Origin of the sequence: Nitrosomonas sp. (assembly GCF_019635155.1) — a bacterium.
In the GTDB taxonomy this organism is placed as follows: domain Bacteria; phylum Pseudomonadota; class Gammaproteobacteria; order Burkholderiales; family Nitrosomonadaceae; genus Nitrosomonas.
Genome location: NZ_JAHBZY010000002.1, coordinates 59,857 through 84,037, shown reverse-complemented (window position 1 = coordinate 84,037; position 24,181 = coordinate 59,857). Strand labels below are relative to the sequence as shown.

The window sequence follows — 24,181 nt, the reverse complement described above, 5'->3', positions numbered from 1 at the left end:
GGCGATTATTATATTTTCTTTCTCAAAATAAAAAAGGCACCTTCCGGTGCCTTTTTTATTAAACAAAACTGCTTTTAGAAATTGTGACGCATACCCAAAGACCAGGTATCGCTGTCTTGAAATGTCGCATTTTTATCACTAACCATTGCACGTTGATAACCGCCAAACAAGCTTGAACGTTTGCTCAGATTATGAATTGCACCCACCGTGAAGCTGCTTACTTGTCTGCTTTGAGCAGCGCCTATCACACCGTGTGCATGGGTTTGACCACCTTGAGCGATAAAGCTGGTATTACCCCAGTCATATTTACCACTGGCGAACCAGATATTACCATCGCCACCCACATTCATAGCGGAATTACATTGACCGCGCGTATCAGGTAATCCTGTTGCTGGATTGCCTAAAGCTGCGGCATTGGTACAAGTTGCGGCACCAACTGCATTGGTGATACGTTCATATTGACCGCTCAATGTGAACTGTTGGTAGTTCCATGAACCGCCACCACGCCATACGTGCTCGTTGTTCCGGAAACCCACTGTTCTTTGACGGGTACTAACATTATCGCGTGAATAGCCGCCGAACACCGCAAAATTGTGACCTTGCCATTGCGCATCATATTTACCTGCAAGTTGGAAATCCCATTCGCCATCTTCACCACCGGCATTCGATTGGCTGCCTTGGAAGGTGCTTGTTGCAATAATTGTGTTTGCTGGATCCAGTCTATTGGCATCACCCGGCATTAACAAGCCAGAAAAACTAAAACCTTCAACCTTTGGAGAATCATAACGAACTGCGCTATTAACAAAACCTTGCGCGCCTGAACCATAACCATTTGCAGATGCCATCATAGTACCGCCGCTACCACCCGCTTGCAGGGTTGTGTAAGCAAACGGATCAATGGTCATACCACCGGCGAAATCTTTAAAAGGAGATTGCACACGACCGAATTTCACTTCACCCCAGCTATCATTTGCCAACGCTACCCAACGTTCACGTGCAACACCTAGTGCACCGGCTCCTGTGTTAAAGCCATATTCAACGTGCGCTTTCGCTTTAAAGCCGCCACCCAGATTCTCGGTCACGTGCATACCCATTCTTGAACGACCTGTATCGTCACCTATCAGAGCCTGGCTACTTTGATTTTCACGATTAACCGTAGCATATTCAGCTTGAACGCTACCAAAAAGAGTTACATGAGTACCTTGTGCCGACACTGTCATCGGAACTGCAAGTGCACCAGCTACTGCCAACGAAATTAGTTTCTTCTTCATACCGAAGTTCTCCTTTAATGTTTAAAACGACTGGGGCCGTCCTATTTCTCACCCACTACACTCCGCTGGAATGCACCCCGCTTGTTCGGACCCTCCGTCTCGGAAGGTTTGGCTTGATTGTGCACAACACAGAACTGTACTGCAAGAAAAATGAGTATTTTTTGTGAAGTTCACAACAACATTGTTGCACACATGCAACAGACCTGTTGTTTTTCTGACGATACGCTTAATTTCAAATTATTCTAATCCTCAACGAATCATGAAATTCATATCAAATAATAATGCTATTTACCGTTTCCGAAAAAGAAGTTTCAGCTATTATTTTGTTTTTATCGCTTATTTGCATTTAAACATGATTGCAAGGCTTAATTATATGTATAATTTTTTTCTTTCCTTTGTTGTTCTGACAAACTTTCTCCTAATTCAGTCTGTTCGCGCTGAAACATGGGTGCTCCCTCCTCCAGATATCGATATTTTTGGCCAAATCCGAACTACACAAGCGAGTCGTACTGAGACATTACTGGACATTGCACGTCAGTACGATATTGGTCAAATCGAAATTTTGCTGGCCAATCCGGCAGTCGATCGTTGGTTGCCCGAAGACGGCGCAACAGTCATTTTACCGAGCCGCTATATCATTCCCCAGGGAGAGCGCAAAGGCTTATTACTTAATTTACCTGAAATGCGAATATACTATTTTCCCGAACCGAAAAAAGGAGAAAAACCCATTATAATTACCCATCCGGTTGGCATTGGCAGAATGGACTGGGTAACGCCGCTTGGCATTTCAAAAATCGTAGAAAAAAAGAAAGATCCCTCCTGGATACCTCCAAAATCTCTACAGATGGATAGAATCGCGAATGGCGAACCACCTTATCCCAGCATTGTCCCTCCCGGGCCAACCAACCCGCTAGGTCGCCATGCCATGCGTTTGAGTATCGGTAGCGGGAGCTACCTTATTCACGGCACCATCAAACCATTCGGTGTAGGAATGCGGGTATCCGCCGGTTGTGTGCGAATGTACCCTGAAGATATTGAAGCACTTTTCGATAAGGTTCCCATTGGAACCCAGGTACAAATCGTAAATCAACCAATCAAACTCGGATGGTTGTTAGGTTCACTCTTCATTGAACTTCACCCCCCCTTGGAAGAAGATCAAGAAAAATACTCCAACTATCGCAGCATCGTAGTTGCTGCCGTCAACGATTTTCTAGCGCGAGACAGCAGTAAAAGAAACATCTCGGAAGATTTTGAAATTGATCCGGAAGCTCTGCAGCAAGCAATACATGATAAAAGCGGGATGCCCACTTTAATTTCTCGTTCCCGCTCACAGAATCAATTGCACACTCAAAACGATAAATCCCGCTTGAATTAAACCCCAACCCTTGATTCTCTTCAATTTCTACTCTACAAAAAAAACCCCTCAGAAGAGGGGTTTTTTTTGATTTTCCGGTAAGAAAGCTTATTTATGCATTGCTTTCTTAAACATACGATCAATTTTCTCAGCTGTATCCATTGAACGTCTGTTAGCATCTTCTGCAATACGAACCGCTTCATTTGCTCTCGAATTAGCCGCATCTGCAGCTTGTCTTGCAGCGGCAGCGTCAGCTTTCACCGCAGCGATGTCGGCATTTACTTTGTTTTGCAATTCTTCAAGTTGCGCTGTAGTTGCGCACCCCGTTAATCCAATAAAAGCTCCCGCAACTACTGCTAGCGTTAACTTACGAACTGGATGTTGGATTTTTTCTCTCATTCCGATCTCCTCAGTTGTTTATTTTATTCAATACGCACAAACATCCACAACTTTATTGTCACCAATACTAACTTAGAAATATTAGCAACGCAGTAGAATCTTATCTGATTTCTTCCGCAAAATAAATGGATTCTGTGACAAATTTACCAATCGCTAGACATAAACACAACACAACTTGTCTCAAGCAGATGATAAATAATGGCAATTATATACATTTGTTATTCAAGCAATTAACAACAGACATCAAGTCGATGCAATCTTCAGCTAAGTGACAACTAACGAATATTCACCATAATGCCTGGTTTGATCCATCTCCCAAGCTGGTCCAGCTGCTCGTTGGTCAATGCTATACAGCCATTCGTCCAGTTATACTGATCATGCACCTCCCGATCGCCTCTACCGATTCCATGTATACCGATATACCCGCCCAGTGGCGTATTCTGCGGTGGTGACTTACCTCTGATTTTCGCCTTCCAAATCGATAACCAGGTTTCTTCGTCGATTCTGTTTTCATCATAAGCGCGTTTCGCGGTCTCAAGATTCGGATAGTTCAAACCATAAAAACGATAATAGCGGCTTTTCTCATTTACCCAGCCGATCTTAAATTGTCCCAACGGAGTTTTATCATCCATTGTCATCTTAGACCAAGTGGTACCATATCGCCCAATCGCCACATTCTTGAATACAGCTTGAACAGTATCACCTTGCATCACGGACAAAGTATGTTCCGTAGTATCAACATCAATCCACACCCCATTGTCGGCCCGGGCGGAATGGCTCATCGCCATCCATCCAAATAAACCAAACAAAAAAATCATCAGAAAATTAACAAGATAATTTTGCTTTTTCACTTTATAGGTCACCGAGAATTAGGATAGTTAATTATGTCATAATTTCAACATCCGTAAACTTCCATAAAACGCCTATGTGCCTTGCTATTCCTGCTTATATTGAACAATTAATCGCTGATAATCGTGCGATCGTCAATATTAGTGGCATCCGTAAGGAAATTTCTCTGGAACTGGTTGATCATGTCGTTCCAGGTGATTATGTTGTGGTACATGTTGGATTTGCGCTACAGAAGCTTGATCCGATAGAAGCGCAGCACACATTGGCGATGTTTGCTGAAATAGCGGTACTAAATAACGATGACGCAACTCAATAATTCATTATGAAATACATCAATGAATTTCGCGATGGCGCTATTGCGAAAACAATCGCCGCCAATATTAAGCTTGAAGTAAATCCGACGCGCCGCTACCAGCTAATGGAATTCTGTGGCGGACATACTCACGCCATTTCCCGTTTCGGTATCGTGGATCTGCTCCCGAGCAACGTTCACATGATTCATGGACCAGGTTGTCCGGTATGCATTTTACCTGCCGGCCGTGTCGAAAATGCCATTCAATTGACACAAATACCCGGGCTGATACTGTGCAGCTATGGCGACCTGCTGCGGGTACCGACCCCCAGTGGCACGAGCTTATTAAAAGCAAAAGCACAGGGTGCGGATATCCGGATGGTTTATTCCGTCTCCGATGCAATATCGATCGCGCAAGATAATCCGCAACACCAAGTCGTATTTTTTGCCCTTGGCTTTGAAACCACCACGCCGCCAACTGCAGTTGCAATCAAACAAGCACATGCACTCGGTTTAAAAAATTTTAGCGTATTTTGCAATCATGTTCTCACACCATCCGCCATATCCCATATTTTGCAATCTCCCGAAGTCCGCGAGCTCGGTTTGGTTTCACTGGATGGCTTTATCGGGCCGGCGCATGTCTCCGTCGTGATCGGCAGCCAGCCATACGCCTACTTTGCTGAAGAATTCCAAAAACCGGTTGTAATCGCTGGTTTTGAACCATTGGATGTCATGCAAGCCATTTTGATGCTGATTCGTCAAATCAACACGAACCGATCCGAAGTCGAAAATGAATTCACCCGGGCGGTATTACCCGCAGGGAATATCAAGGCACAAATGCTGGTATCCGATGTTTTTGAACTACGGCGCACTTTTGAATGGCGTGGCCTCGGATTGGTGCCTTATAGCGCGCTAAAAATCAAAGCGGGTTATGCCGATTTCGATGCCGAGCAACGTTTCCAAATTCCGGTATTATCGATTGCCGACAACAAAGCCTGCGAATGCGGTGCCATTTTACGCGGCGTCAAGCGCCCGCAAGACTGCAAAATTTTTGGCACGGTCTGCACACCGGAGAATCCGATCGGTTCTTGCATGGTATCATCGGAGGGCGCATGCGCCGCACACTACAGCTATGGCCGTTTCCGTGAAAAAGACCACATCTCGCCACAAGACAAGTAATGCTCAACAAAAGTAAAGTCAAACCCGGATACACGCGAAAACTCGACTTTAAGCAGGGCCACATTGAAATGGCGCATGGCGGTGGTGGCCGGGCAATGGCGCAACTGATTCAGCAACTGTTCGTCAACGCGTTTGATAACGAATTTCTGCATTCCATGAACGATCAAGCCTGTTTCCCGAGTTCTAATGGACGCATGGTCATGTCAACGGACAGTCATGTTGTGACGCCGCTATTTTTCCCCGGCGGTGACATCGGTAGCCTGGCAGTCAACGGTACCATCAATGATATTGCGATGGCAGGCGCCAAGCCATGTTACCTGGCTGCCAGCTTTATCCTGGAAGAAGGCTTGCCGCTGGCCGATCTGCAACGAATTGTCGATTCCATGGCAACAACCGCGCAAACCGCAGGCGTGCCGATCGTAACCGGCGATACCAAAGTTGTGGAAAAAGGTAGCGGTGACGGGGTATTCATCACCACAACCGGAATCGGGATGGTACCGGAAGGCATTCATATTTCCGCGGAAAAAGCACGTCCCGGCGACAAAATTTTGGTATCCGGCACGCTTGGCGATCACGGAATTGCCGTCATGGCATCCCGGGAAAACTTATCGTTCCAAACCAGCATCATATCGGATACGGCCGCTTTGCATGATCTGGTCGCTGCCATGATAGCCACCGTTCCCACCATCCGGGTATTACGCGACCCTACGAGAGGCGGTTTAGCTTCAACCTTGAACGAAATTGCCCAGCAATCCTCAGTGGGAATGATGCTCTATGAAAATAATCTCCCCATTCGTGAACAAGTTCAGGCCGCATGCGAATTCCTAGGACTCGATCCGCTGTATATCGCCAATGAAGGCAAGCTTATAGCAATCTGTCCGGCGAAAGATGCCGAAAACTTATTGCGCATCATGCAAAATCACCCGCTTGGCCAGAATGCGGCAATTATCGGTGACGTCATTGATGACGCGCATTGCTTCGTGCAAATGCAAACTCAATTGGGTGGCAATCGGGTAATTGACTGGTTAAGCGGTGAACAATTGCCTCGCATCTGCTAGTCAACCACCTTGAAAATTTTAATTCTGACACATAGCTTTAACTGCCTGACACAACGCCTCTTTGTCGAATTGAAACGTTGCGGATACGACTTATCCATTGAATTTGATATCAACGATGCTGTTACATGCGAAGCTGTTGAACTGTTTCAACCCGATTTAATCATTGCACCCTATCTGAAACGCCGTATCCCGGAAAAGATCTGGCGTACCCGCACTTGCTTCATCGTTCACCCTGGAATTGTTGGCGACCGGGGTCCTTCTGCACTCGATTGGGCGATCATGCAAGGTTTGCCGCAATGGGGCGTCACCATCTTGCAAGCTAATGCGGAAATGGATGCCGGAGATATCTGGGCCACCGAAGTTTTCCCCATGCGGTTTAGCAAAAAAAGCAGCCTATACCGTCATGAAGTCGTTGAAACAGCAACGCGTGCCGTCTTAACAGCAATCTCACGTTTAAAATCAGAAACATACCACCCCATGCCGCTGGATTACACACGACCGGATGTTCAGGGTCGTTTACACACGCCAATGCGGCAAGTCGACCGTTGCATTGATTGGCAACGGGACAACACGTTCACCATTTTGAGAAAAATTCATGCTGCCGATGGATTTCCCGGCGTCCTGGACTGGCTCTTCGAAGAGCCCTGTTATCTTTTTGATGCTCATTCTGAAAAATATCTCAGCGGAAAACCTGGAGCTATCGTTGCCAAGCGGAATAATGCCATTTGCCGCGCAACAATTGATGGCGCAATTTGGATTGGCCATGTAAAACGGCGTAGCGATAATGAATCAACTTTTAAACTGGCCGCCACCCGCGCATTGAAAAACCACTTAACCGATATTCCGGAAATATCGATAGATCCCAATTCAGGAGCAACCACTGATACCTATCAGGAGATCTGGTTTGAAAAAAAACACCAGGTCGGCTACCTGCATTTTGCTTTCTACAACGGCGCTATGGATTCCGGACAATGCGAACAACTGCGGGATGCCTATTTGAAGGCGATTTCAAGCGATATCCGCGTGATAGTGCTAATGGGGGGGCCGGATTTTTGGAGCAATGGCATCCACCTGAATCATATCGAGTGCGCCGATAGCCCCGCCGATGAATCCTGGCGCAACATCAATGCCATGAACGATTTGGTACACGCCATCATTACCACCGACCGGCAATTAACAATCGCTGCATTACAAGGCAATGCCGGCGCTGGCGGCGTATTCCTATCGCTGGCCGCTGACTATATTTACGCCAACACCAGCGTCATTCTGAATCCGCATTATAAAAGCATGGGCAACTTGTACGGCTCGGAATATTGGACTTATCTATTGCCGCGCAAGGTTGATACCGTTCGTGTACAAACACTCACACAAAACCGGTTACCGATTGGCGCTCAGGAAGCGCGGGACATAGGATTGATCGATGATTGTTTTGCTTTGAGTCCCGAAGATTTCAGAACAAAAATCGCAGCTATTGCTGAAACACTCGCAACCAGCCAGGATTTCACCTCCCATTTGCAACGAAAGATCCAGCGACGTCTATGGGAAGAACGCCTGAAACCGTTGCAATGCTACCGGGATGAAGAACTCCAACGGATGCAGCTAAACTTCTATGGCTTTGACCCCAGCTATCATGTGGCACGTTATCACTTTGTGCATAAGATCCCTTATGGCTGGACACCTCGCTATCTTGCCCGGCATCGCAGCCATTGACAGCTCTGCTTTGCCACTCGCACACTCAAATATTTCACCGCTGGCCAGCAACGGCTGCAGGCTTAACTGCCTCTACCATATCGGGATCAAATTCCGGTGGTCTTTCTGCGGGAGGAATCACACCGGGGCATTGCTTAATAACCGCCCACTGTTGTATCGCGTCGTATTCACTTTTCAACTGAAGATACTCCGCTTCTTGCTCTTCAGTACCACCCAGTGCAAACAATGCAGCCCACGATAGTGATAAATCCGCCCCCAAAATCCATTTGTCTTTTGCAGGTATGGTAGCACCCGGCTTACCAATCAACTCACTCACTCTGTTTTGAATTCGCTCGATTTCATTTAGCAATTCTTCACAACTGTAAGTTTGGAATTGTGATGGCGAAACATAGGATACAGAGCGGCTCTCCGGTGAAGTAGCGCAACTCGACAATAGAATTACGATAACAAATACTAACAAAGCAACGAGGTTATACATAACAACCGCTTCCATTTTAGTTTTATTCAAACCACCATCAAATTCCATGCGAAAAACTCCAAAAAACTGATGTGATATGGCATAAGCCTACAAAAATATATTGTACTCCCAGAAGCAGTCTTGGGAAATGCTGATTAATTTGACGAACATCATGAAGCGCGAAATGCACGGAGCACGGAACACAGCGATTAAAAATATTAATCAGATGAATGAAGCGCTAATCCTAACTATGCAACAAAGTGACTCGCTCACATAGATTTTAGCTTAAAAACCCGCATTTCAGCATTTTAAACTTCCAAAGATATATAAAATATCGCTTATGGCGTTTATTGGTACTCTTAAATAAGCAAACGAATAATTGACAACCTGGAATAGGGATACAAATTTATAATCTGACGGGCTTTATTCGGACACGGTGCAATACAGTATTCCGTAAAATATTTTGCCGGCTACGAGAAAAATTTTTCCACAATATTTCCTTTCCCCATCACAGTATGGAAATGTCGATTCTCTAATTATCAACTTAACTTAAAAAATAATGACAACAGCAGATGCAGCACTCTTGGTTGACCCGCAAGCAAATCAGACCGAACCGATCAAAACAATTCAAATCAATGAATGCAAAATTACTTTACTGGGTACCGCGCATGTTTCAAAAGCAAGCGCCGACAAAGTTCAGGAACTGATCGCTACCGGACAATATGACGCGGTCGCAGTCGAACTATGTCCCAGCCGTCACAGAGCCATCGTCAATCCGGACGCCATGGCAAAAATGGATTTATTCCAGGTTATCAAAAAAGGTCAGGCCAGCATGGTAGCAGCCAGTCTTGCTTTGGGCGCATTTCAACAACGTATGGCGGAGCAATTCGGTATTGAACCGGGTGCCGAAATGCGCGTTGCGATCAAAGATGCACAAGCGGCCAAATTACCGGTACTGCTGATCGATCGCGAAATTGGCACAACCATGAAACGAATTTACCGTAATATTCCCTGGTGGAGACGTATGAATTTATTCGCCGGCCTCATTGCCAGCGTCATCAGTAAAGAAAAATTCAGCGAAGCGGAAATCGAAAAAATGAAAGAAGGCGATGTGCTGGAAAGTTCTTTCTCGCAATTTGCCGAAAATGAGAAGGACTTGTTCCTACCGCTCATCAGTGAACGGGATGAATACATGTCCGCCCGCCTCATCAAAGAAAGCCAAGAAAATAACTACCGTCACATTCTGGCGATCGTCGGCGCCGGGCATTTAAACGGCATGGCACGCCAACTTGAAACACAGCAAATTGCCGCCCCGGATGAACGAATCGCGCAACTCGACAGGATCCCGCCTTCATCGCGCTGGTTGAAGTTGATTCCATGGTTGATCGTTGCATTGATTCTCACAGGATTCGCAATCGGTTTTATGCGCAGTCCGGAACTGGGAACAGCCATGGTACTTGACTGGGTTTTGATTAACGGCGGGCTGTCAGCAATAGGCGCGGCAATCGCTTTTGCGCACCCGCTATCCATTCTGACCGCTTTCCTGGCGGCACCGCTCACATCGTTAAATCCGACCATCGGGGCCGGCATGGTCGTAGCCGCCGTCGAAACCTATTTGCGCAAACCGCAAGTTGGCGACTTCAATCAACTCCGGTCGGATACAACTACTCTAAAAGGCTGGTGGCGCAATCGCGTAACCCGCATTCTATTGATTTTTATTCTTTCCACGCTAGGTTCCGCGATCGGTACTTATGTCGCCGGATTTAGAATATTCGAACAATTGAGCACTGGTTAATTAACGATGTTCGGCTTTTTTGAACGCCTGATCAACCCCTACCCGCCGGAGCATCCGACAGAACCGCCTCGAGGACTCTATCAGTTTTGCCGCCACTACATCCGCGGCATAGAACTGCATCTGGTAGTGCTGGCAGTCTTAACCACTTTATTGGCGATCAGCGAAGCCATGCTTTATAGCGTCGTCGGTCAAATGGTCGATTGGCTGGCGGAGAAAAAAATCGAATCTTTCTTTGAAAGTGAATGGCCCACCCTACTGGGTATGTCGATTTTCATTTTGATCTGGATTCCATTGCTGGTATCGCTGCACGCGCTGGCGATTAATCAAACGCTGATGGGTAATTTTCCAATGCGCATCCGCTGGCTGTCGCATCGTTACCTGCTTAGCCAAAGTTATGCTTTTTTCCAGCATGAATTCAGCGGACGGATTGCCACCAAAGTCATGCAAACTGCACTGGCGGTACGCGAGACAGTGCTGAAACTGCTTGATGTCATGCTGTTTGTCTTGATCTATCTGACTACGACAATGCTCTTGATCGTCAATGCCGATCCCTGGTTATGCACGCCCTTACTGGTTTGGTTATTTTTATATATCGCCATTCTGACGTATTTTGTACCTCGCTTGAAACGCATCTCGACACTCCAAGCCGACGCACGCGCACTGATGACCGGCCGTATCGTTGATAGTTACACCAATATCCTGACGCTGAAACTGTTTTCCCGTAATCAGCGGGAATCGGCCTATGTCCGCGCTGGCATGGAAGAATTCATGGCGACTGTGTATCCGCAAATGCGCCTGGCGACGGGCCTGAATTTCTCAGTATGGACTATCAATATGCTGATGGTATTTGCGACCGGCGCGCTAGGGCTTGCAATATGGATGCAAGGCAATATCGGCCCGGGCGCCATTGCGATTGTCATGAGCCTGGCCATTCGTTTGACCGGCATGTCGCATTGGATCATGTGGGAAGTCAACATGTTGTTTGAAAACATGGGAACCGTGCAAGATGGCATCAATACCATTTCCAACCCCCAGCTCGTCACTGATGCAGCCGATGCTCAGGAAATAACCGTACAACACGGCGCTATCGAGTTTCACCAGGTATCGTTTTCCTATCATTCGGAATATCGCGAATCGCTGCATATTTTTGAGAATCTCAATTTGCATATCGCCGCCGGCGAGAAAGTCGGCATTGTCGGCCGTTCAGGTGCCGGTAAATCGACACTTGTCAGCTTACTGTTGCGGTTTTATGACCCGCAGCAAGGCAGCATTACCATTGACGGACAAGATATCCGCCGCGTCACGCAAGACAGTCTGCGCGCCAATATCGCCATGGTAACGCAAGACACCTCGCTGCTGCATCGCTCGATTCGCGACAATATACTGTTCGGCAGACCTGATGCAACCGAGGAGCAAATGATTGCTGCCGCAAAACAAGCGCATGCGCATGAATTCATCCTCACATTACGGGACATCAAAGGCCGCACCGGCTACGATGCGCATGCCGGCGAACGCGGTGTCACCCTCTCCGGCGGGCAACGCCAACGTATCGCAATCGCGCGGGTGTTGCTGAAAAACGCCCCGATCTTGGTGTTGGATGAAGCGACTTCGGCGCTCGATTCCGAAGTCGAAGCCAGTATTCAACAAAACTTATACCAACTGATGGAAGGAAAAACCGTCATCGCTATCGCGCACCGTCTTTCAACCATCGCTGCAATGGATCGATTGATCGTATTCGACAAAGGCCGCATCGTCGAACAAGGCAGCCACGCGAAACTCATCGCCAATAATCAACTCTACGCGCAACTATGGAATCACCAATCCGGCGGATTTTTAGGGTTACTTGAAAACCAGTAATCCTCATTGCAGGGTAACCAATTTTACCGGCACATTTTGAGAAATACTTGATCTTTCGCTAGAAGTCATTGCGCACATCAAAGACATAGTTTCGACCTTAAAATTTATAGGCGATGGAATGCGTTCGACCGGCTATGTTACCCGCCACCAAGTTTACAAATAATTCACAATCCACAATTCCAATATTACCGCACGTAAGAAATAAACTACTTTAGAACCCCTCTGAAGTGGCTTCATTTTTAATATAAACACAATAAAAACCCCATTTCTTTCCGAATAAACCAATTGATCGTCGTGTTTTAATTAAAAATTCACAATTTCTAGCTTAATCAGTAAGCGTGTTAACTTTGGAAAAGCCTGATTCATCGATTCTGGATCTGCATGTCAGAATAATCTTGCTATTTTTGTCATTCGGCTTGTTCTCAATTCAAACACCACCTGCTTATGCAACTAAAAATCTAGAACAGTTAAGTTTGGAGCAGTTGATGAACGTCAGTATCGTTGGTGCTTCAAAATATGAGCAAAAACAGCAGCAAGTAGCTGCTGCCGTAAGCGTCATCACGCGCAAGGATATTCGCACCTACGGCTGGCGCACGCTGAATGAAGCGCTCGCCAGCCTTCCAGGAATTCATTCCACTTACGATTATCAATATGAATACTTAGGCACACGCGGTTTCGGTTTACCGGGGGATTTCAATACTCGCGTACTGATCATGATTAATGGCAATCGCATCAACGATGCCACTTACGATCAAGGTCCCACAGGGCGCGATTTTCCGCTTGACATTGATCTGATCGAACGCATCGAATTTATCCCAGGTCCCGGCAGTGCGGTTTACGGACAAAATGCCATGCTCGGTGTTGTCAATATCATCACCCGCAAAGGCTCCGACGTAAACGGCGCCGAAATCTCGGCTTCCTACCAAACAACAGAAATCATGCCGCAAGAACGCGTAACGTTCGGAAAAAAATTTGATAACGGTACCGATGCATTGATTTCATTTTCCGGCGTGCAAGCCCGCGGCGCGAATCGATTCTTTGAGTTTTGCGATACCGGGATAGCCGGCGTGGCGCATCACATGGACGGCGAAAATGTGAAGCAAATGTTTGCTCGTGCTTCACACGGACCTTTCTCGTTTGATTTCATCTACGGCAATCGAAAAAAAGAGGACCCGACAGGCACTTATCAATCCGATCCGCTCGTACCAGGACAATTTCAGCGGGATCGACGTCTCAACACCCAGATTCAATACCAGGACAACTTTGCCAATGACACATTGAATGTGTTGGGCCGGTTCTTTTATGGTCAGTACCGCTATGACAATCCGATGGTTTACGATGGCGAAAGAACATTTTCAACAGGTCCCAGCGACTGGCACGGCCTTGAGTTTCGTTTACTGTCAACGGCTCTTGACAATCACAAGCTAATGGCGGGGTTCGAGTATCAAAACAACACCAGCATCAAACAAACTTTTCAGAATTTCAGCTCCCCTGAAGATAATTTATTCATAAAAAGCTCCGTCATGCGCATCGGTGTATATCTTCAAGACGAGTGGCGCATCACCGATACGCTGTCCGCTACTGTAGGGCTTCGCTTCGACCACAACCGCTGGATTGGCAACCGGTTAAGTCCGCGTGCTGCATTAATCTGGCAGGCCACACCCAAAACAACCTTCAAAGCATTATATGGCCGCGCACATCGCTCGCCGAATTCTTATGAACGCGATTACAACGATGGCGCTTTTCAGGTCGCCAGCCCAGAATTGCACAGCGAATTCATCGACACGGCCGAACTGGTGGCGGATTATCTGGCGCAGCCGTCTATGAATCTGCGCGCAAGCGTTTACGCTTGGGATATGTATCACCTCATTGCTCTCGGCATTGATCCTCTGAGCGGGCTTTCCCAATACCAGCAAAATTCCCGGAAAGTATCAGCCAGAGGCACGGAACTGTCGCTGGATAAAACCTGGGATTGGGGTGCGCGGCTGCGTGGCAGTTTCGGCTTCCAAAGTGTTGAGCAACAAAATTCTCATCTCCCCAATTCGCCTTATTATCTCGGCAAACTCAATTTTTCCGTACCGATCCCGCTAATTACCGGGTCGCGGGCCGGTTATGAACTGCAATACTACGGCAAACGCAAAACGCTGGACGGCACCAATACCGATAACTATGTCCTTTCGAACCTTAACTTGATCACTCCAGTCCCGCAGGTAAAAGGACTGGAGGCATCCCTAAGCATCTATAACTTGTTTAACGAAAATTATCTGCACCCGGCTGCCACGATTAATTGGCAAAACGCCTTCTGGCAACCTGATCGAACGGTGCGGTTTAGGTTGGATTATCGATTTTAAGTACTTATGGATACAGCATTTTCCTGGTATTGCATCCAACGAATACAAAAAACAATTATCAATTTTGATAATTGCTATCGATCATTGCTGTTTTATTTGCTTTTTGTTCATACGATACCCGCTTCCGCAGGCAAGAATTTAGAACAAATGAGTCTCGAAGAATTAATGAATATACGTATTGTAGGCGCATCCAAATACGAACAAAAACAGCAACAAGTAGCGGCTGCAATCAGCATTATCACACGCAAGGATATTCGCACTTACGGTTGGAGGACACTCAACGAAGCGCTTGCCAGTCTTCCGGGCATTTACACCACCTATGACTATCAATACGACTATCTTGGCACACGCGGTTTTAGTCAACCGGGCGACTTCAACAGCCGGATTTTAATTACGATAAACGGTAATCGTATCAACGATGCAACTTATGACCAGGGTCCTACGGGGCGTGATTTCCCGCTTGATATTGACTTAATTGAGCGAATCGAATTTATCCCTTGGTCCGGCAGCACCGCTTATGGTCTCAATGCGATGCTTGGCATTGTTAACGTAATTACGCGCAAAGGAGCGGATATCAAAGGCGCAGAGCTTTCAGCTTCGTACCAGACAGCGGAAATCATGCCGCAAGAACGTGTGACCTTCGGTAAGCAATTCGATAATGGCGCTGATGCATTAATCTCCTTCTCCGGTCTTCAATCCCGTGGTGCAGACCGATTCTTCGAGTTTGGAGATTCCGGTATTTCAGGCATTACACGGCACATGGACGGAGAAAACGTCAAACAAATGTTTGCCCGTGGTTCGTACGGCCCTCTCTCGTTTGATTTCATCTACGGTAATCGGAAAAAAGAGGATCCGACCGGCGCCTATCAATCCGATCCGCTCGTACCAGGGCAATTTCAGCGAGATCGGCGCCTCAATGCTCAGATTCAATACCAGGACAACTTTGCCAATGACACATTGAATGTGTTGGGTCGGTTCTTTTATGGTCAATATCGCTATGACAATCCGATGGTTTACGGTGGCGAAAGAACGCTTTCAACAGGGCCCAGCGATTGGCACGGCACCGAATTACGCTTGCTGTCAACCGCTATTCCCGATCATAAATTAATGCTTGGTGCGGAGTACCAGAATAACACCAGTATCAAGCAAACCTTTCAGAATTTTGATAACCCTGATCAGAATATTGCGGTCAGCAATTCACTTCTGCGCATAGGCGTATATATCCAAGATGAATGGCAAATTACGGATACGCTATCGGTAACCGGAGGGATACGTTTTGATCATAACAAATGGATTGGCAATCGGTTTAGCCCTCGAGGCGCGCTAGTTTGGCAAGCAACGCCGAAAGTGACATTGAAAGCGCAATATGGTCGATCGCATCGCGCTCCCAATTCCTATGAACGAAACTATAGCGATGGCACTTACCGGATTGCTAATCCCGAACTTCACAGCGAAATGGCGGATACTGCTGAGCTGATAGCAGATTATCTTCCGGAACCGAATTTGAATCTTCGCGCAACCCTCTATCAATGGGACATGCACCACTTGATTACATCCGGCATTGATCCCATCAGCGGCCTTTCCCAGTTTCAGCATTCCTCGAAACGCGTATTAGCACGCGGCACGGAATTATCACTGGATAAAACCTGGAACTGGGGAGGTCGGCTACGTGCGAGTTATGGACTCCAGGACGCTGAACAGCACAATTCGCATTTAGTCAATTCACCATACCATTTAGGCAAATTAAATATCTCTATCCCTATTCCCCTGATTACCGGATTACGAGCTGGTTATGAGCTGCAATATTATGGCAGGCGCAAGACACTCGATGGCTCCAAAACCGATAGCTACGTGTTATCCAATCTGAATTTGGTCACCAATATACCGCAAATAAAAGGGCTGGAAGCATCATTAAGCGTCTATAACCTGTTTAATGAAAACTATTTGCACCCGGCAGCGGATAGCAATTGGCAGAATACTTTCTGGCAACCGGGGCGTACTGTGCGCTTCCGATTGGATTACCGTTTCTAGGCCCAGGCGACATGATATTTTTCCGAAAAAATAATCGCCTTAACTATCGGACTGCACACTCTGGTGCAATCGGTAGCTATCCGATCCGCAAAAAACAAAAATGGATTGCTTCCGGAAATGATCAGGGCCTCAGAAAACGGCTGCGGGCCTACTGCTTATCGATGTTTGCTATTTTCTGCTGGATGATCAGTTATCTATCTTTCGCATATGCCGAAGAACAAGCTTCGGAATATCGATTGAAAGTAGCATTTCTATACAATTTTGCCGCTTACACAACATGGCCGAATCCACCGGATAACGGACTAACTTTATGTATTTATGGTGAAAATCCATTTGGACAATACGTGCAGCACTTGCAAGAAAAAAAAATCAATGAACATGGTATATTGATAAAACACACGAAAAGCATGACGGACTTACCTGATTGTCATATGGTTTTTATCACTCAGTCCATCATAAGTGACATTGAAGACGTCATTAAACAATTGCAAGGAATGCCGATACTAACCATTGCAGATAGCCCTGGAGTTGGTCGGCAAGGGGTGATATTAAATATGACCGTAAAAGACCGTAAGGTTATTTTCGAAGCCAATATCGCAATGGCGAGAAGAAATGGCCTGAATCTCAGTTCTCAACTACTACGTTTTGCCAGCGAGGTATACCAATAATGGAGCATCCAACAATTGCTGCGATAACTTTGCGTGCCAAATTGCAACAGATTAGCTACGCCACGCAAGGCACCGCCATGCTGCTGGTTGCAACTCTGGTTATCGTCAGTAGCTTCTTCATCAGCTATATGTCATTGCTGGAAACCAGCCGATCCACCGCAAAACTGCTAGCCGAGAATGCAGTGGCAACGTTGATGTTCCAGGATACCAACACCGCCAAAACATTATTGCATTCGCTCAACAACACCCCCGAAATTGAAGCTGCGGCCATTTACAACATTGAAAAAAACCAATTCGTACAATATTCGATTGAGAATAAACCACTTCCCGAAACTCTGATGTCGTTGGACGAAAGCTTCGTAACCAGTATCAGTCACTTAACGATTACGCAACCTATTTATTTCAGCGATCAATTGTTAGGTAGTCTCTATCTGGAAATAGCGCTGTCCCCGCTTTACTGGCAAATTCTCTGGTACGTCGTCATCACTATCGCAGCGGCTGTTATCGCATTATTCATTGCCAATCTGATGCTCCAACGCTTAAACCGCTCCGTATTGGATCCCCTCAACGAGCTTTCCAGTGTCATGGAGCAAGTTACTACTAAAGCGGATTACACCACACGTTTGCAGCCCGGTACTATCGTAGAATTGAACACCTTATCGAACGGGTTCAACAATATGCTGGGAATGATTCAAGAACGCGATGCGCAACTTGAGCTGCATCTCGATCATCTTGAAGATGAAGTCGCGAGAAGAACGGAAGAACTCGTACTCGCAAAAGAATCGGCAGAGGCTGCAAGCAAAGCGAAGAGCGAGTTTCTAGCGACTATGAGCCATGAAATCCGCACCCCGATGAACGGCATTCTGGGCATGACCGAACTATTATTAGGCACACTGTTGGACAAGGATCAGCATCGCTTTGCGGAAACCGTGCAAAGTTCGGGTCAGCACCTGTTAGGGATCATCAACGATATTCTCGATTTCTCCAAGATCGAATCCGATCACATGGAATTGGAAATCATCGATTTCGATCTGGTTCAAATGATCGAAGATACACTCGCGATGTTCGCGCAACCTGCCGATAAAAAAGGCCTGGAATTGGCCGCACAATTTATACCGCCGAACATGACTTTCATGGTACGTGGCGATTCTTTCCGGTTGCGTCAAGTAATTGCTAATCTTGTCAATAACGCCATCAAATTCACCTCCAAGGGTGAAGTCGTCGTTCGAACAAAGTTGATTGAAGAATCCGAATCTCTGGCAAATATCAGCATTTGTGTAGAAGACACGGGAATTGGCATACCTCCCGAACACCACGAAAAGATCTTCCAACATTTTTCTCAAGCGGACGGTTCCACCACGCGCCAATTTGGCGGGACCGGGCTTGGCTTAACGATCTGCAAACGTTTGCTGGAATTGATGGGCGGCAGCATACAAGTCGAAAGCTCCCTTGGCCAAGGCTCCAAATTCTGGATCCACTTACGGTTAGAAAAATCGAAGCTAATGCACGCAACGCCTTCGAATATGACCGATTTTCTTGGTCTTAAGGTGTTGATCGTTGATGACAATCAAACAAATCGGGAAATTCTCAAAATTCAATTACAGAACTGGCATATCACCACCGCTTGCGCCGAGGATGCCGATCAAGCCTTACATTTGTTGGCCGAGGCAATGGATAAAAATGATCCTTTCCAATTAATGATCCTGGATATGCACATGCCAAAAATGGATGGATTGGAGCTGGCAAAAGAAATTCATTCGCACCCCCTATTTTGCAAAACCCGGATGATGATGCTCACTTCAACCCATAGCGATGCAACTCAGCTTGAAAGAGAAAGCTTAGGTATTTTACGTTGTGTCAACAAGCCAATCCGGCAAAGAGAATTATTCGAAATCATTCGGGATGTCATGAACCGCAATCTGGACAAATCCACTGAAAAATCAGCCGCTGTAAAAATCACCTCGTCGCCGATCACATCAAGCATCAACGGACATGTGCTTGTAGCGGAAGATAATCCGGTTAATCAGGAAGTCGCCAAAGCGATGTTAGCAAAACTTGGCATGACCGCAACCATCGCTAATGATGGAAAAGAAGCTATTGATCTTATTAGCAAAAATAAGTACGATATTATACTCATGGATTGCCAAATGCCAGTCATGGATGGATTGGAGGCAACCTCGCTGATCAGAAAGCAATTTTGCGACATCCCCATTATTGCATTAACCGCCAATGCCACTGAAGATGACAGAACGCTCTGTATTAATGCTGGAATGAATGATTTTCTTTCAAAACCTTATTCTATCGAGCAATTACAACAAAAAATCACCACTTGGTTGCCTCAAGAAAAACTGGATACGACGAATACGTTAGAAACCAGATCAATTGAAAAACAGGATGAGATTAGCGCTATGTCAACACTTAATTTTACACGCCTTGATCAGATTCGCGAGCTCGACCCATCAGGTGGAGATAGCTTATTGCATAAGATTCTGCAAGCTTTCCTGGAATCGGCGGAATGTAATATCCGTCAGTTGGAACAAGCCATTGCCGACAATGACGTCGAGAGCCTTCGCCAATCCGCACATGCTTTAAAATCCAGTTCGGGCAATATCGGCGCTGACGATCTATCTGCGATCTTCAAGCAAATGGAAGCGGATGCCCGAGCCGGAGAGCTTGCGCATGCCAAGACGCTTCTAGACAATATGAAACAGCAATATCAGAGCGTTACAGCCGAAATTAATCAGATACTCAATCAATCGTGACAATAGAATCCTTTAGAATTTTACTGGCCGATGATGATGCCACGGTCAGGATATTGATGCATGCCGCCTTGGCGAAAGCAGGATTCCAAGTAACATTAGCTTGTGATGGCGAAGAGGCTATAAAGCTGTTTGAAGCAGCACCAATGGATATGGTGATGTTGGATGTCGAAATGCCCGGCATGGACGGTTATCAGGTATGTTCGTATTTACGGACCAAAATCGGAAACGAATTACCGATTATGATGGTAACAGGAATGGACGACATGCAGTCAATTGATCGCGCGTTTGAAGCCGGCGCAACGGATTTTATTGCCAAACCCATCAACTGGAACCTGATTGCTTATCGAATTCTCTATTTGAGGCGCGGTTATCTGAACATGCTCGCACTCAAAGCCGCAAATGCACGCAACAAAGCGATTTTCAGCGCGATCCCCGATACCATGTTCATCTTGAACGAAAAAGATGAAGTGATCGATATCTGCAGTCATTCCAATAGCACACCATGGCTCAAGGTCGGCGAGAAAAACACATTGAACCAATGGCTACCGGAAGACGTTACCAAACTTTATTTGGAAGCGGCTGACCGAGCCCGCCATCATGGCACAATAGAGCCTTTCGAATATCCGCTTAAGTTATCCGACAACAAAACCAGATATTATGAAAATCGCGTGGTAGTCATTGATACCAAAGAAACGCTTTGCTTGGTTCGCGATATCACCGAACGTAAAGACTCCGAAAGCAAGATCTTTCATCTCGCTTATTTTGACAATCTGACCGGGTTACCCAACCGCCAATCCTTTATGGAACGCCTTGAAGGAGAAATTAAGCGTGCCAAGTACACCGGCAATAAGCTGGCGGTGCTTTTTCTGGATTTGGACGGATTTAAAAGCATCAACGACACCATGGGGCACACCACGGGAGACACCGTCCTGCAATGGACCGCCGAACGATTACAAAGCAGCACGCGCCCATCCGATTTCATATCACGAAACAACTCGAAACACTCGGAAGTAAAATTGGCGCGGCTTGGCGGTGATGAATTTACAGTAGTCATTCCGAATCTTCATCGCACGGAAGATGCATTAATACTGGCGCATCGAATCCGTGAAGCGATGCGCCGCCCCTTTCATCTCGAAAGCCGCGATGTTGTTCTAACCGCGAGTATTGGTATCGCCCTGTATCCGGATGATGGCGACAATGCCGAAACCCTGCTGAAACACGCCGATACTGCAATGTATCATGCCAAAAATGAAGGCCGTGATAATTGCCAGTTCTACAATATTGATTTAACGTTACAGGCCGAAAAACGCATGCATCTGGAAAACGATCTGCGTGATGCATTACAGAAAAACGAATTTTTCCTGGTATATCAACCACAATTCGATGTTGCGGAAGAAAGTTTCCAATCGGTTGAAGCGTTGATTCGCTGGAATCACCCGAAAAAAGGACTGATTTCCCCACTCGATTTTATTCCGTTAGCTGAAGAAAACAGCTTGATCATCCCTATTGGCGAGTGGGTGCTTCGAACAGCCTGCAATGATGCTGCGCGTTGGCATCAGCAGGGGCATTGCCTCCAAGTTGCTGTCAACCTGTCGCCCATGCAAATCAAGAATCCCGGATTGGTACGATCAGTACTGGACATCTTGACGGAAACAAACTTTCCGCCGGAAAAATTAGTACTCGAAATTACCGAAGGCGCGCTAATGGAACATAATGAAAATACATTGAATACGCTCCATGCACTACGAAACCACCATATCCAAATCGCGTTGGATGATTTCGGCACAGGGTATTCTTCCATGAATTACCTAAAGCGTTTGCCTATCACCAGTCTCAAAGTCGATCAAAGTTTTATCCGTGGCCTGCTGGATGACAACGACAATCTTGCTATCGTGCGGGCTATTATTTCTTTATCCAAGAATCTTGGTTTTACAGTAACTGCCGAGGGAATTGAAACATTGGGCCAAGCGCAAGTTTTAAAATACTTTGGTTGCGAAACCCTGCAGGGTTTTTATTTCAGCAAGCCGATCAGTGAAAATGAGATCCTGACTGCCAATGACAAGCGGTGGTCGATCCAGCCAATGAAACCCAATGGAATAACCCATGAAGATCGCTGACATCAACCAGCTGAAAATCAGCACACTACTGCCAAGCCCCAAGGGTGTGGCGCTAGCCCTAACCGAGGCATGCCGGAAGGAAGATGTCACGATAGCTGAAATTGCCAAGTTGATACAAACAGACCCGGTACTATCGGGCCGCCTGATTCAAAAAGCGAACGCCACTAACCTGCGCACCCGCGCCATTTCCTCCGTCATTGAGGCCATTCCTCATGTGGGTTTAAACGTCGTCAAACAATTGGCGATGGGGTTTTCATTGGTCGATCAATTTCAAGGCGGCCCATGCAAAGGATTCGATTATCAAGAATTTTGGTCGCATTCGCTATTGATGGCGATCACTATGCAAGAATTGGGCAAAATAACCCGCATATCCGCACCGGATGAATTATTTGCTTGCGGTCTGATGGCGCGGATCGGCTGTCTGGCATTAGCCACTATTTACCCCGAGCAATATACCGAACTATTAAAACAATATCCCCTTGAACCATCGATCGTGCAACTGGAACAACAACAACTGCAAACGGATCACAACCAGATTACTGCAGCCATGCTGATCAATTTCGGTTTCCCAACGATTTTTGTCGAACCCGTCTACTATCATGAAAATCCTGCTGAATCAGAATTTTCCGAAGGCTCCCGTCCCTATCAAATTGTACATTTATTGAATCTGGCCAAACGGATCGCCGATTTTGGATTGGTTGAAGAAGCGGAGCGCAACAAATACATTCCGGAGCTCATGCTATTCGGTGGGAAAATTGGTCTTGATACCGAATCATTCGGCACTTTTGTCGATCTGATCATGAAGGAATGGCATGCTTGGAGAACGATACTGAAGCTGCCGACAATGGAATTGCCACTACCATTCCATAAAATGATGAACGCTTGCGCACCACGTACGGATAAGGCATCGAATGCCGCATCCCTGCGCGTGCTCTTGGTAGAGGATGATCCGTCTAATCACATTCTTGTCAAAGAATTACTAGCCAATGTTCTAGGCCATACCGTTTTTTCAGCGACCAATGGTCAGCAGGCGCTCTCATTATCGATGGAAACTCTGCCTCATATTGTCATTACCGATTGGCTGATGCCGGTTATGAATGGCCTTGAATTAACAAAAGCGTTGCGCGCCACCGAATGGGGTCAGAACTTATACATTATTATGCTGACCAGTGTTGAAGACGAAGACGAAGTCATTAAAGCGTTTGACGCGGGCGTTGACGATTATGTAACCAAACCGATCAACATTCGGGCATTTCGCGCCAGATTACGGGCGGCCTGGCATTATCGGCAGCTGCAAGAATCTTGGGAGCGCGATCGCGAGCAACTCAAGCGATTTGCCGCTGAGTTAGCCGTCACCAATCGAAGATTGGAACACTACGCATTGACGGATATGTTGACAGAATTGCCAAACCGGCGTTCCGGCATGGAAACTCTGGCGGAGACATGGAGCATCGCTAACCGGACCGGGCAATTGATGGCCATTCTATTGATCGACATTGATCATTTTAAAAGCATCAATGACAACTATGGCCACGCCATCGGTGATAAAGTACTAGTAGCCGTATCGGCAATCATCCGGAAAATTGCCCGTAAAGGCGATACTTTTTGCCGTTTAGGCGGGGAAGAATTTCTAGTGGTGTGCCAACCTGGAAATACCGATGCAAAATCCGCTGTCTTATTCGCCGAAAGGCTTCGTCAGCATATTCAGAATCAACAAATCACGGTTGAAAATTTTATCATCCAAATCTCGGTCAGCATCGGTGTCGCTTTAAAAGAATCGGGTATGCACAGTGAAGATCACCTGGTCAACGCTGCCGACAAAGCGCTTTATGCAGCCAAGAATTCTGGAAGAAACAGAGTTTTTCTATCGTTGAACAACAAGCTCATAGCAGCCCCTGCAACCAACAACAAACCACCGACAACATCCTAGTCACAATCGAATCGCTTGATTAAAGCGGCTGAACTCGTTGTAATCGAGCTTTCGGGAATTTGCTGACACAGTATGATGACGAGTTCTTACAGAAATAAAGA

17 protein-coding genes are annotated in these 24,181 nt (G+C 46.5%); 13 read left to right on the top strand and 4 right to left on the bottom strand.

Annotated features, from left to right (window positions below; all coding sequences use genetic code 11):
- Nucleotides 1-74 precede the first annotated feature (74 nt).
- On the bottom strand, nt 75-1,271 hold the full coding sequence (locus tag KF839_RS01950) for a porin (RefSeq protein ID WP_292916138.1): 1,197 nt from the start codon (nt 1,269-1,271) through the stop codon (nt 75-77).
- A 259-nt stretch (nt 1,272-1,530) separates the two neighbouring features.
- Here KF839_RS01950 and KF839_RS01945 point away from each other — a divergent pair, with 259 nt between their 5' ends.
- Nucleotides 1,531-2,646, top strand: a complete 1,116-nt coding sequence (locus KF839_RS01945) for a L,D-transpeptidase family protein (protein ID WP_292916137.1) — start codon at nt 1,531-1,533, stop codon at nt 2,644-2,646.
- 87 nt (nt 2,647-2,733) lie between these two features.
- On the opposite strand, the gene KF839_RS01940 is transcribed toward KF839_RS01945, so the two are convergent.
- Together KF839_RS01940 and KF839_RS01935 are read right to left on the bottom strand one after the other, a co-directional pair.
- Nucleotides 2,734-3,024 carry an Lpp/OprI family alanine-zipper lipoprotein gene (locus KF839_RS01940; protein ID WP_292916136.1) on the bottom strand — a complete coding sequence of 97 codons (291 nt, stop codon included), beginning with the start codon at nt 3,022-3,024 and terminating at the stop codon, nt 2,734-2,736.
- Nucleotides 3,025-3,299: 275 nt separating this feature from the next.
- On the bottom strand, nt 3,300-3,875 hold the full coding sequence (locus KF839_RS01935) for a L,D-transpeptidase (RefSeq protein ID WP_292916135.1): 576 nt from the start codon (nt 3,873-3,875) through the stop codon (nt 3,300-3,302).
- A gap of 74 nt (nt 3,876-3,949) precedes the next feature.
- Here KF839_RS01935 and KF839_RS01930 point away from each other — a divergent pair, with 74 nt between their 5' ends.
- The 4 genes from KF839_RS01930 to KF839_RS01915 are packed head-to-tail and all read left to right on the top strand — an operon-like array spanning nt 3,950 to nt 8,112.
- Nucleotides 3,950-4,189, top strand: a complete 240-nt coding sequence (locus tag KF839_RS01930; RefSeq protein ID WP_292916134.1) for a HypC/HybG/HupF family hydrogenase formation chaperone — start codon at nt 3,950-3,952, stop codon at nt 4,187-4,189.
- A 6-nt stretch (nt 4,190-4,195) separates the two neighbouring features.
- Nucleotides 4,196-5,344: a hydrogenase formation protein HypD gene (hypD, locus tag KF839_RS01925; RefSeq protein WP_292916133.1), complete on the top strand. Its 1,149-nt coding sequence runs from the start codon at nt 4,196-4,198 to the stop codon at nt 5,342-5,344.
- Complete coding sequence (gene hypE / locus KF839_RS01920; protein WP_292916132.1) at nt 5,344-6,402, top strand: hydrogenase expression/formation protein HypE; 1,059 nt, start codon at nt 5,344-5,346, stop codon at nt 6,400-6,402. The genes hypD and hypE overlap by 1 nt, the downstream gene beginning before the upstream one ends.
- A 9-nt stretch (nt 6,403-6,411) precedes the next feature.
- On the top strand, nt 6,412-8,112 hold the full coding sequence (locus tag KF839_RS01915) for a hydrogenase maturation protein (protein WP_292916131.1): 1,701 nt from the start codon (nt 6,412-6,414) through the stop codon (nt 8,110-8,112).
- Nucleotides 8,113-8,146: 34 nt separating this feature from the next.
- Here the strand turns inward: KF839_RS01915 and KF839_RS01910 are convergent, their stop codons facing one another.
- The gene (locus KF839_RS01910; RefSeq protein WP_292916130.1) at nt 8,147-8,638 is read right to left on the bottom strand and encodes a hypothetical protein; all 492 of its coding nucleotides are present in this window, start codon (nt 8,636-8,638) and stop codon (nt 8,147-8,149) included.
- 490 nt (nt 8,639-9,128) lie between these two features.
- Between KF839_RS01910 and KF839_RS01905 the strand changes: the two genes are divergently transcribed.
- The 8 genes from KF839_RS01905 to KF839_RS01870 all read left to right on the top strand — a co-directional run bounded on the left by KF839_RS01905 (nt 9,129) and on the right by KF839_RS01870 (nt 24,080).
- Nucleotides 9,129-10,364 (top strand): TraB/GumN family protein, encoded by a 1,236-nt coding sequence (locus KF839_RS01905; protein WP_292916129.1) that lies wholly within the window; start codon nt 9,129-9,131, stop codon nt 10,362-10,364.
- A 6-nt stretch (nt 10,365-10,370) separates the two neighbouring features.
- The gene (locus KF839_RS01900; RefSeq protein WP_292916128.1) at nt 10,371-12,221 is read left to right on the top strand and encodes an ABC transporter ATP-binding protein; all 1,851 of its coding nucleotides are present in this window, start codon (nt 10,371-10,373) and stop codon (nt 12,219-12,221) included.
- A 485-nt stretch (nt 12,222-12,706) separates the two neighbouring features.
- Entirely contained in the window at nt 12,707-14,572 is a 1,866-nt protein-coding gene (locus tag KF839_RS01895) for a TonB-dependent receptor plug domain-containing protein (protein WP_292916127.1), read from the top strand.
- 6 nt (nt 14,573-14,578) lie between these two features.
- Complete coding sequence (locus KF839_RS01890; RefSeq protein ID WP_292916126.1) at nt 14,579-16,603, top strand: TonB-dependent receptor plug domain-containing protein; 2,025 nt, start codon at nt 14,579-14,581, stop codon at nt 16,601-16,603.
- Nucleotides 16,604-16,764: 161 nt separating this feature from the next.
- Nucleotides 16,765-17,271, top strand: a complete 507-nt coding sequence (locus tag KF839_RS01885; RefSeq protein ID WP_292916125.1) for a YfiR family protein — start codon at nt 16,765-16,767, stop codon at nt 17,269-17,271.
- On the top strand, nt 17,271-20,033 hold the full coding sequence (locus KF839_RS01880) for a response regulator (protein ID WP_292916124.1): 2,763 nt from the start codon (nt 17,271-17,273) through the stop codon (nt 20,031-20,033). The genes KF839_RS01885 and KF839_RS01880 overlap by 1 nt, the downstream gene beginning before the upstream one ends.
- The gene (locus KF839_RS01875) at nt 20,030-22,150 is read left to right on the top strand and encodes an EAL domain-containing protein (protein WP_292916123.1); all 2,121 of its coding nucleotides are present in this window, start codon (nt 20,030-20,032) and stop codon (nt 22,148-22,150) included. The genes KF839_RS01880 and KF839_RS01875 overlap by 4 nt, the downstream gene beginning before the upstream one ends.
- Nucleotides 22,137-24,080, top strand: coding sequence for a GGDEF domain-containing response regulator (locus KF839_RS01870; RefSeq protein ID WP_292916122.1), 1,944 nt, complete (start codon nt 22,137-22,139; stop codon nt 24,078-24,080). The genes KF839_RS01875 and KF839_RS01870 overlap by 14 nt, the downstream gene beginning before the upstream one ends.
- Nucleotides 24,081-24,181: the final 101 nt, after the last annotated feature.

Bases quoted from the DNA above. Each gene is read 5' to 3' on its own strand.
- KF839_RS01950 (WP_292916138.1), bottom strand. From the start codon at position 1,271: ATGAAGAAGAAACTAATTTCGTTGGCAGTAGCTGGTGCACTTGCAGTT.
- KF839_RS01945 (WP_292916137.1), top strand. From the start codon at position 1,531: ATGAAATTCATATCAAATAATAATGCTATTTACCGTTTCCGAAAAAGA.
- KF839_RS01940 (WP_292916136.1), bottom strand. From the start codon at position 3,024: ATGAGAGAAAAAATCCAACATCCAGTTCGTAAGTTAACGCTAGCAGTA.
- KF839_RS01930 (WP_292916134.1), top strand. From the start codon at position 3,950: ATGTGCCTTGCTATTCCTGCTTATATTGAACAATTAATCGCTGATAAT.
- hypD (WP_292916133.1), top strand. From the start codon at position 4,196: ATGAAATACATCAATGAATTTCGCGATGGCGCTATTGCGAAAACAATC.
- hypE (WP_292916132.1), top strand. From the start codon at position 5,344: ATGCTCAACAAAAGTAAAGTCAAACCCGGATACACGCGAAAACTCGAC.
- KF839_RS01910 (WP_292916130.1), bottom strand. From the start codon at position 8,638: ATGGAATTTGATGGTGGTTTGAATAAAACTAAAATGGAAGCGGTTGTT.
- KF839_RS01905 (WP_292916129.1), top strand. From the start codon at position 9,129: ATGACAACAGCAGATGCAGCACTCTTGGTTGACCCGCAAGCAAATCAG.
- KF839_RS01900 (WP_292916128.1), top strand. From the start codon at position 10,371: ATGTTCGGCTTTTTTGAACGCCTGATCAACCCCTACCCGCCGGAGCAT.
- KF839_RS01895 (WP_292916127.1), top strand. From the start codon at position 12,707: ATGAACGTCAGTATCGTTGGTGCTTCAAAATATGAGCAAAAACAGCAG.
- KF839_RS01890 (WP_292916126.1), top strand. From the start codon at position 14,579: ATGGATACAGCATTTTCCTGGTATTGCATCCAACGAATACAAAAAACA.
- KF839_RS01885 (WP_292916125.1), top strand. From the start codon at position 16,765: ATGTTTGCTATTTTCTGCTGGATGATCAGTTATCTATCTTTCGCATAT.
- KF839_RS01880 (WP_292916124.1), top strand. From the start codon at position 17,271: ATGGAGCATCCAACAATTGCTGCGATAACTTTGCGTGCCAAATTGCAA.
- KF839_RS01870 (WP_292916122.1), top strand. From the start codon at position 22,137: ATGAAGATCGCTGACATCAACCAGCTGAAAATCAGCACACTACTGCCA.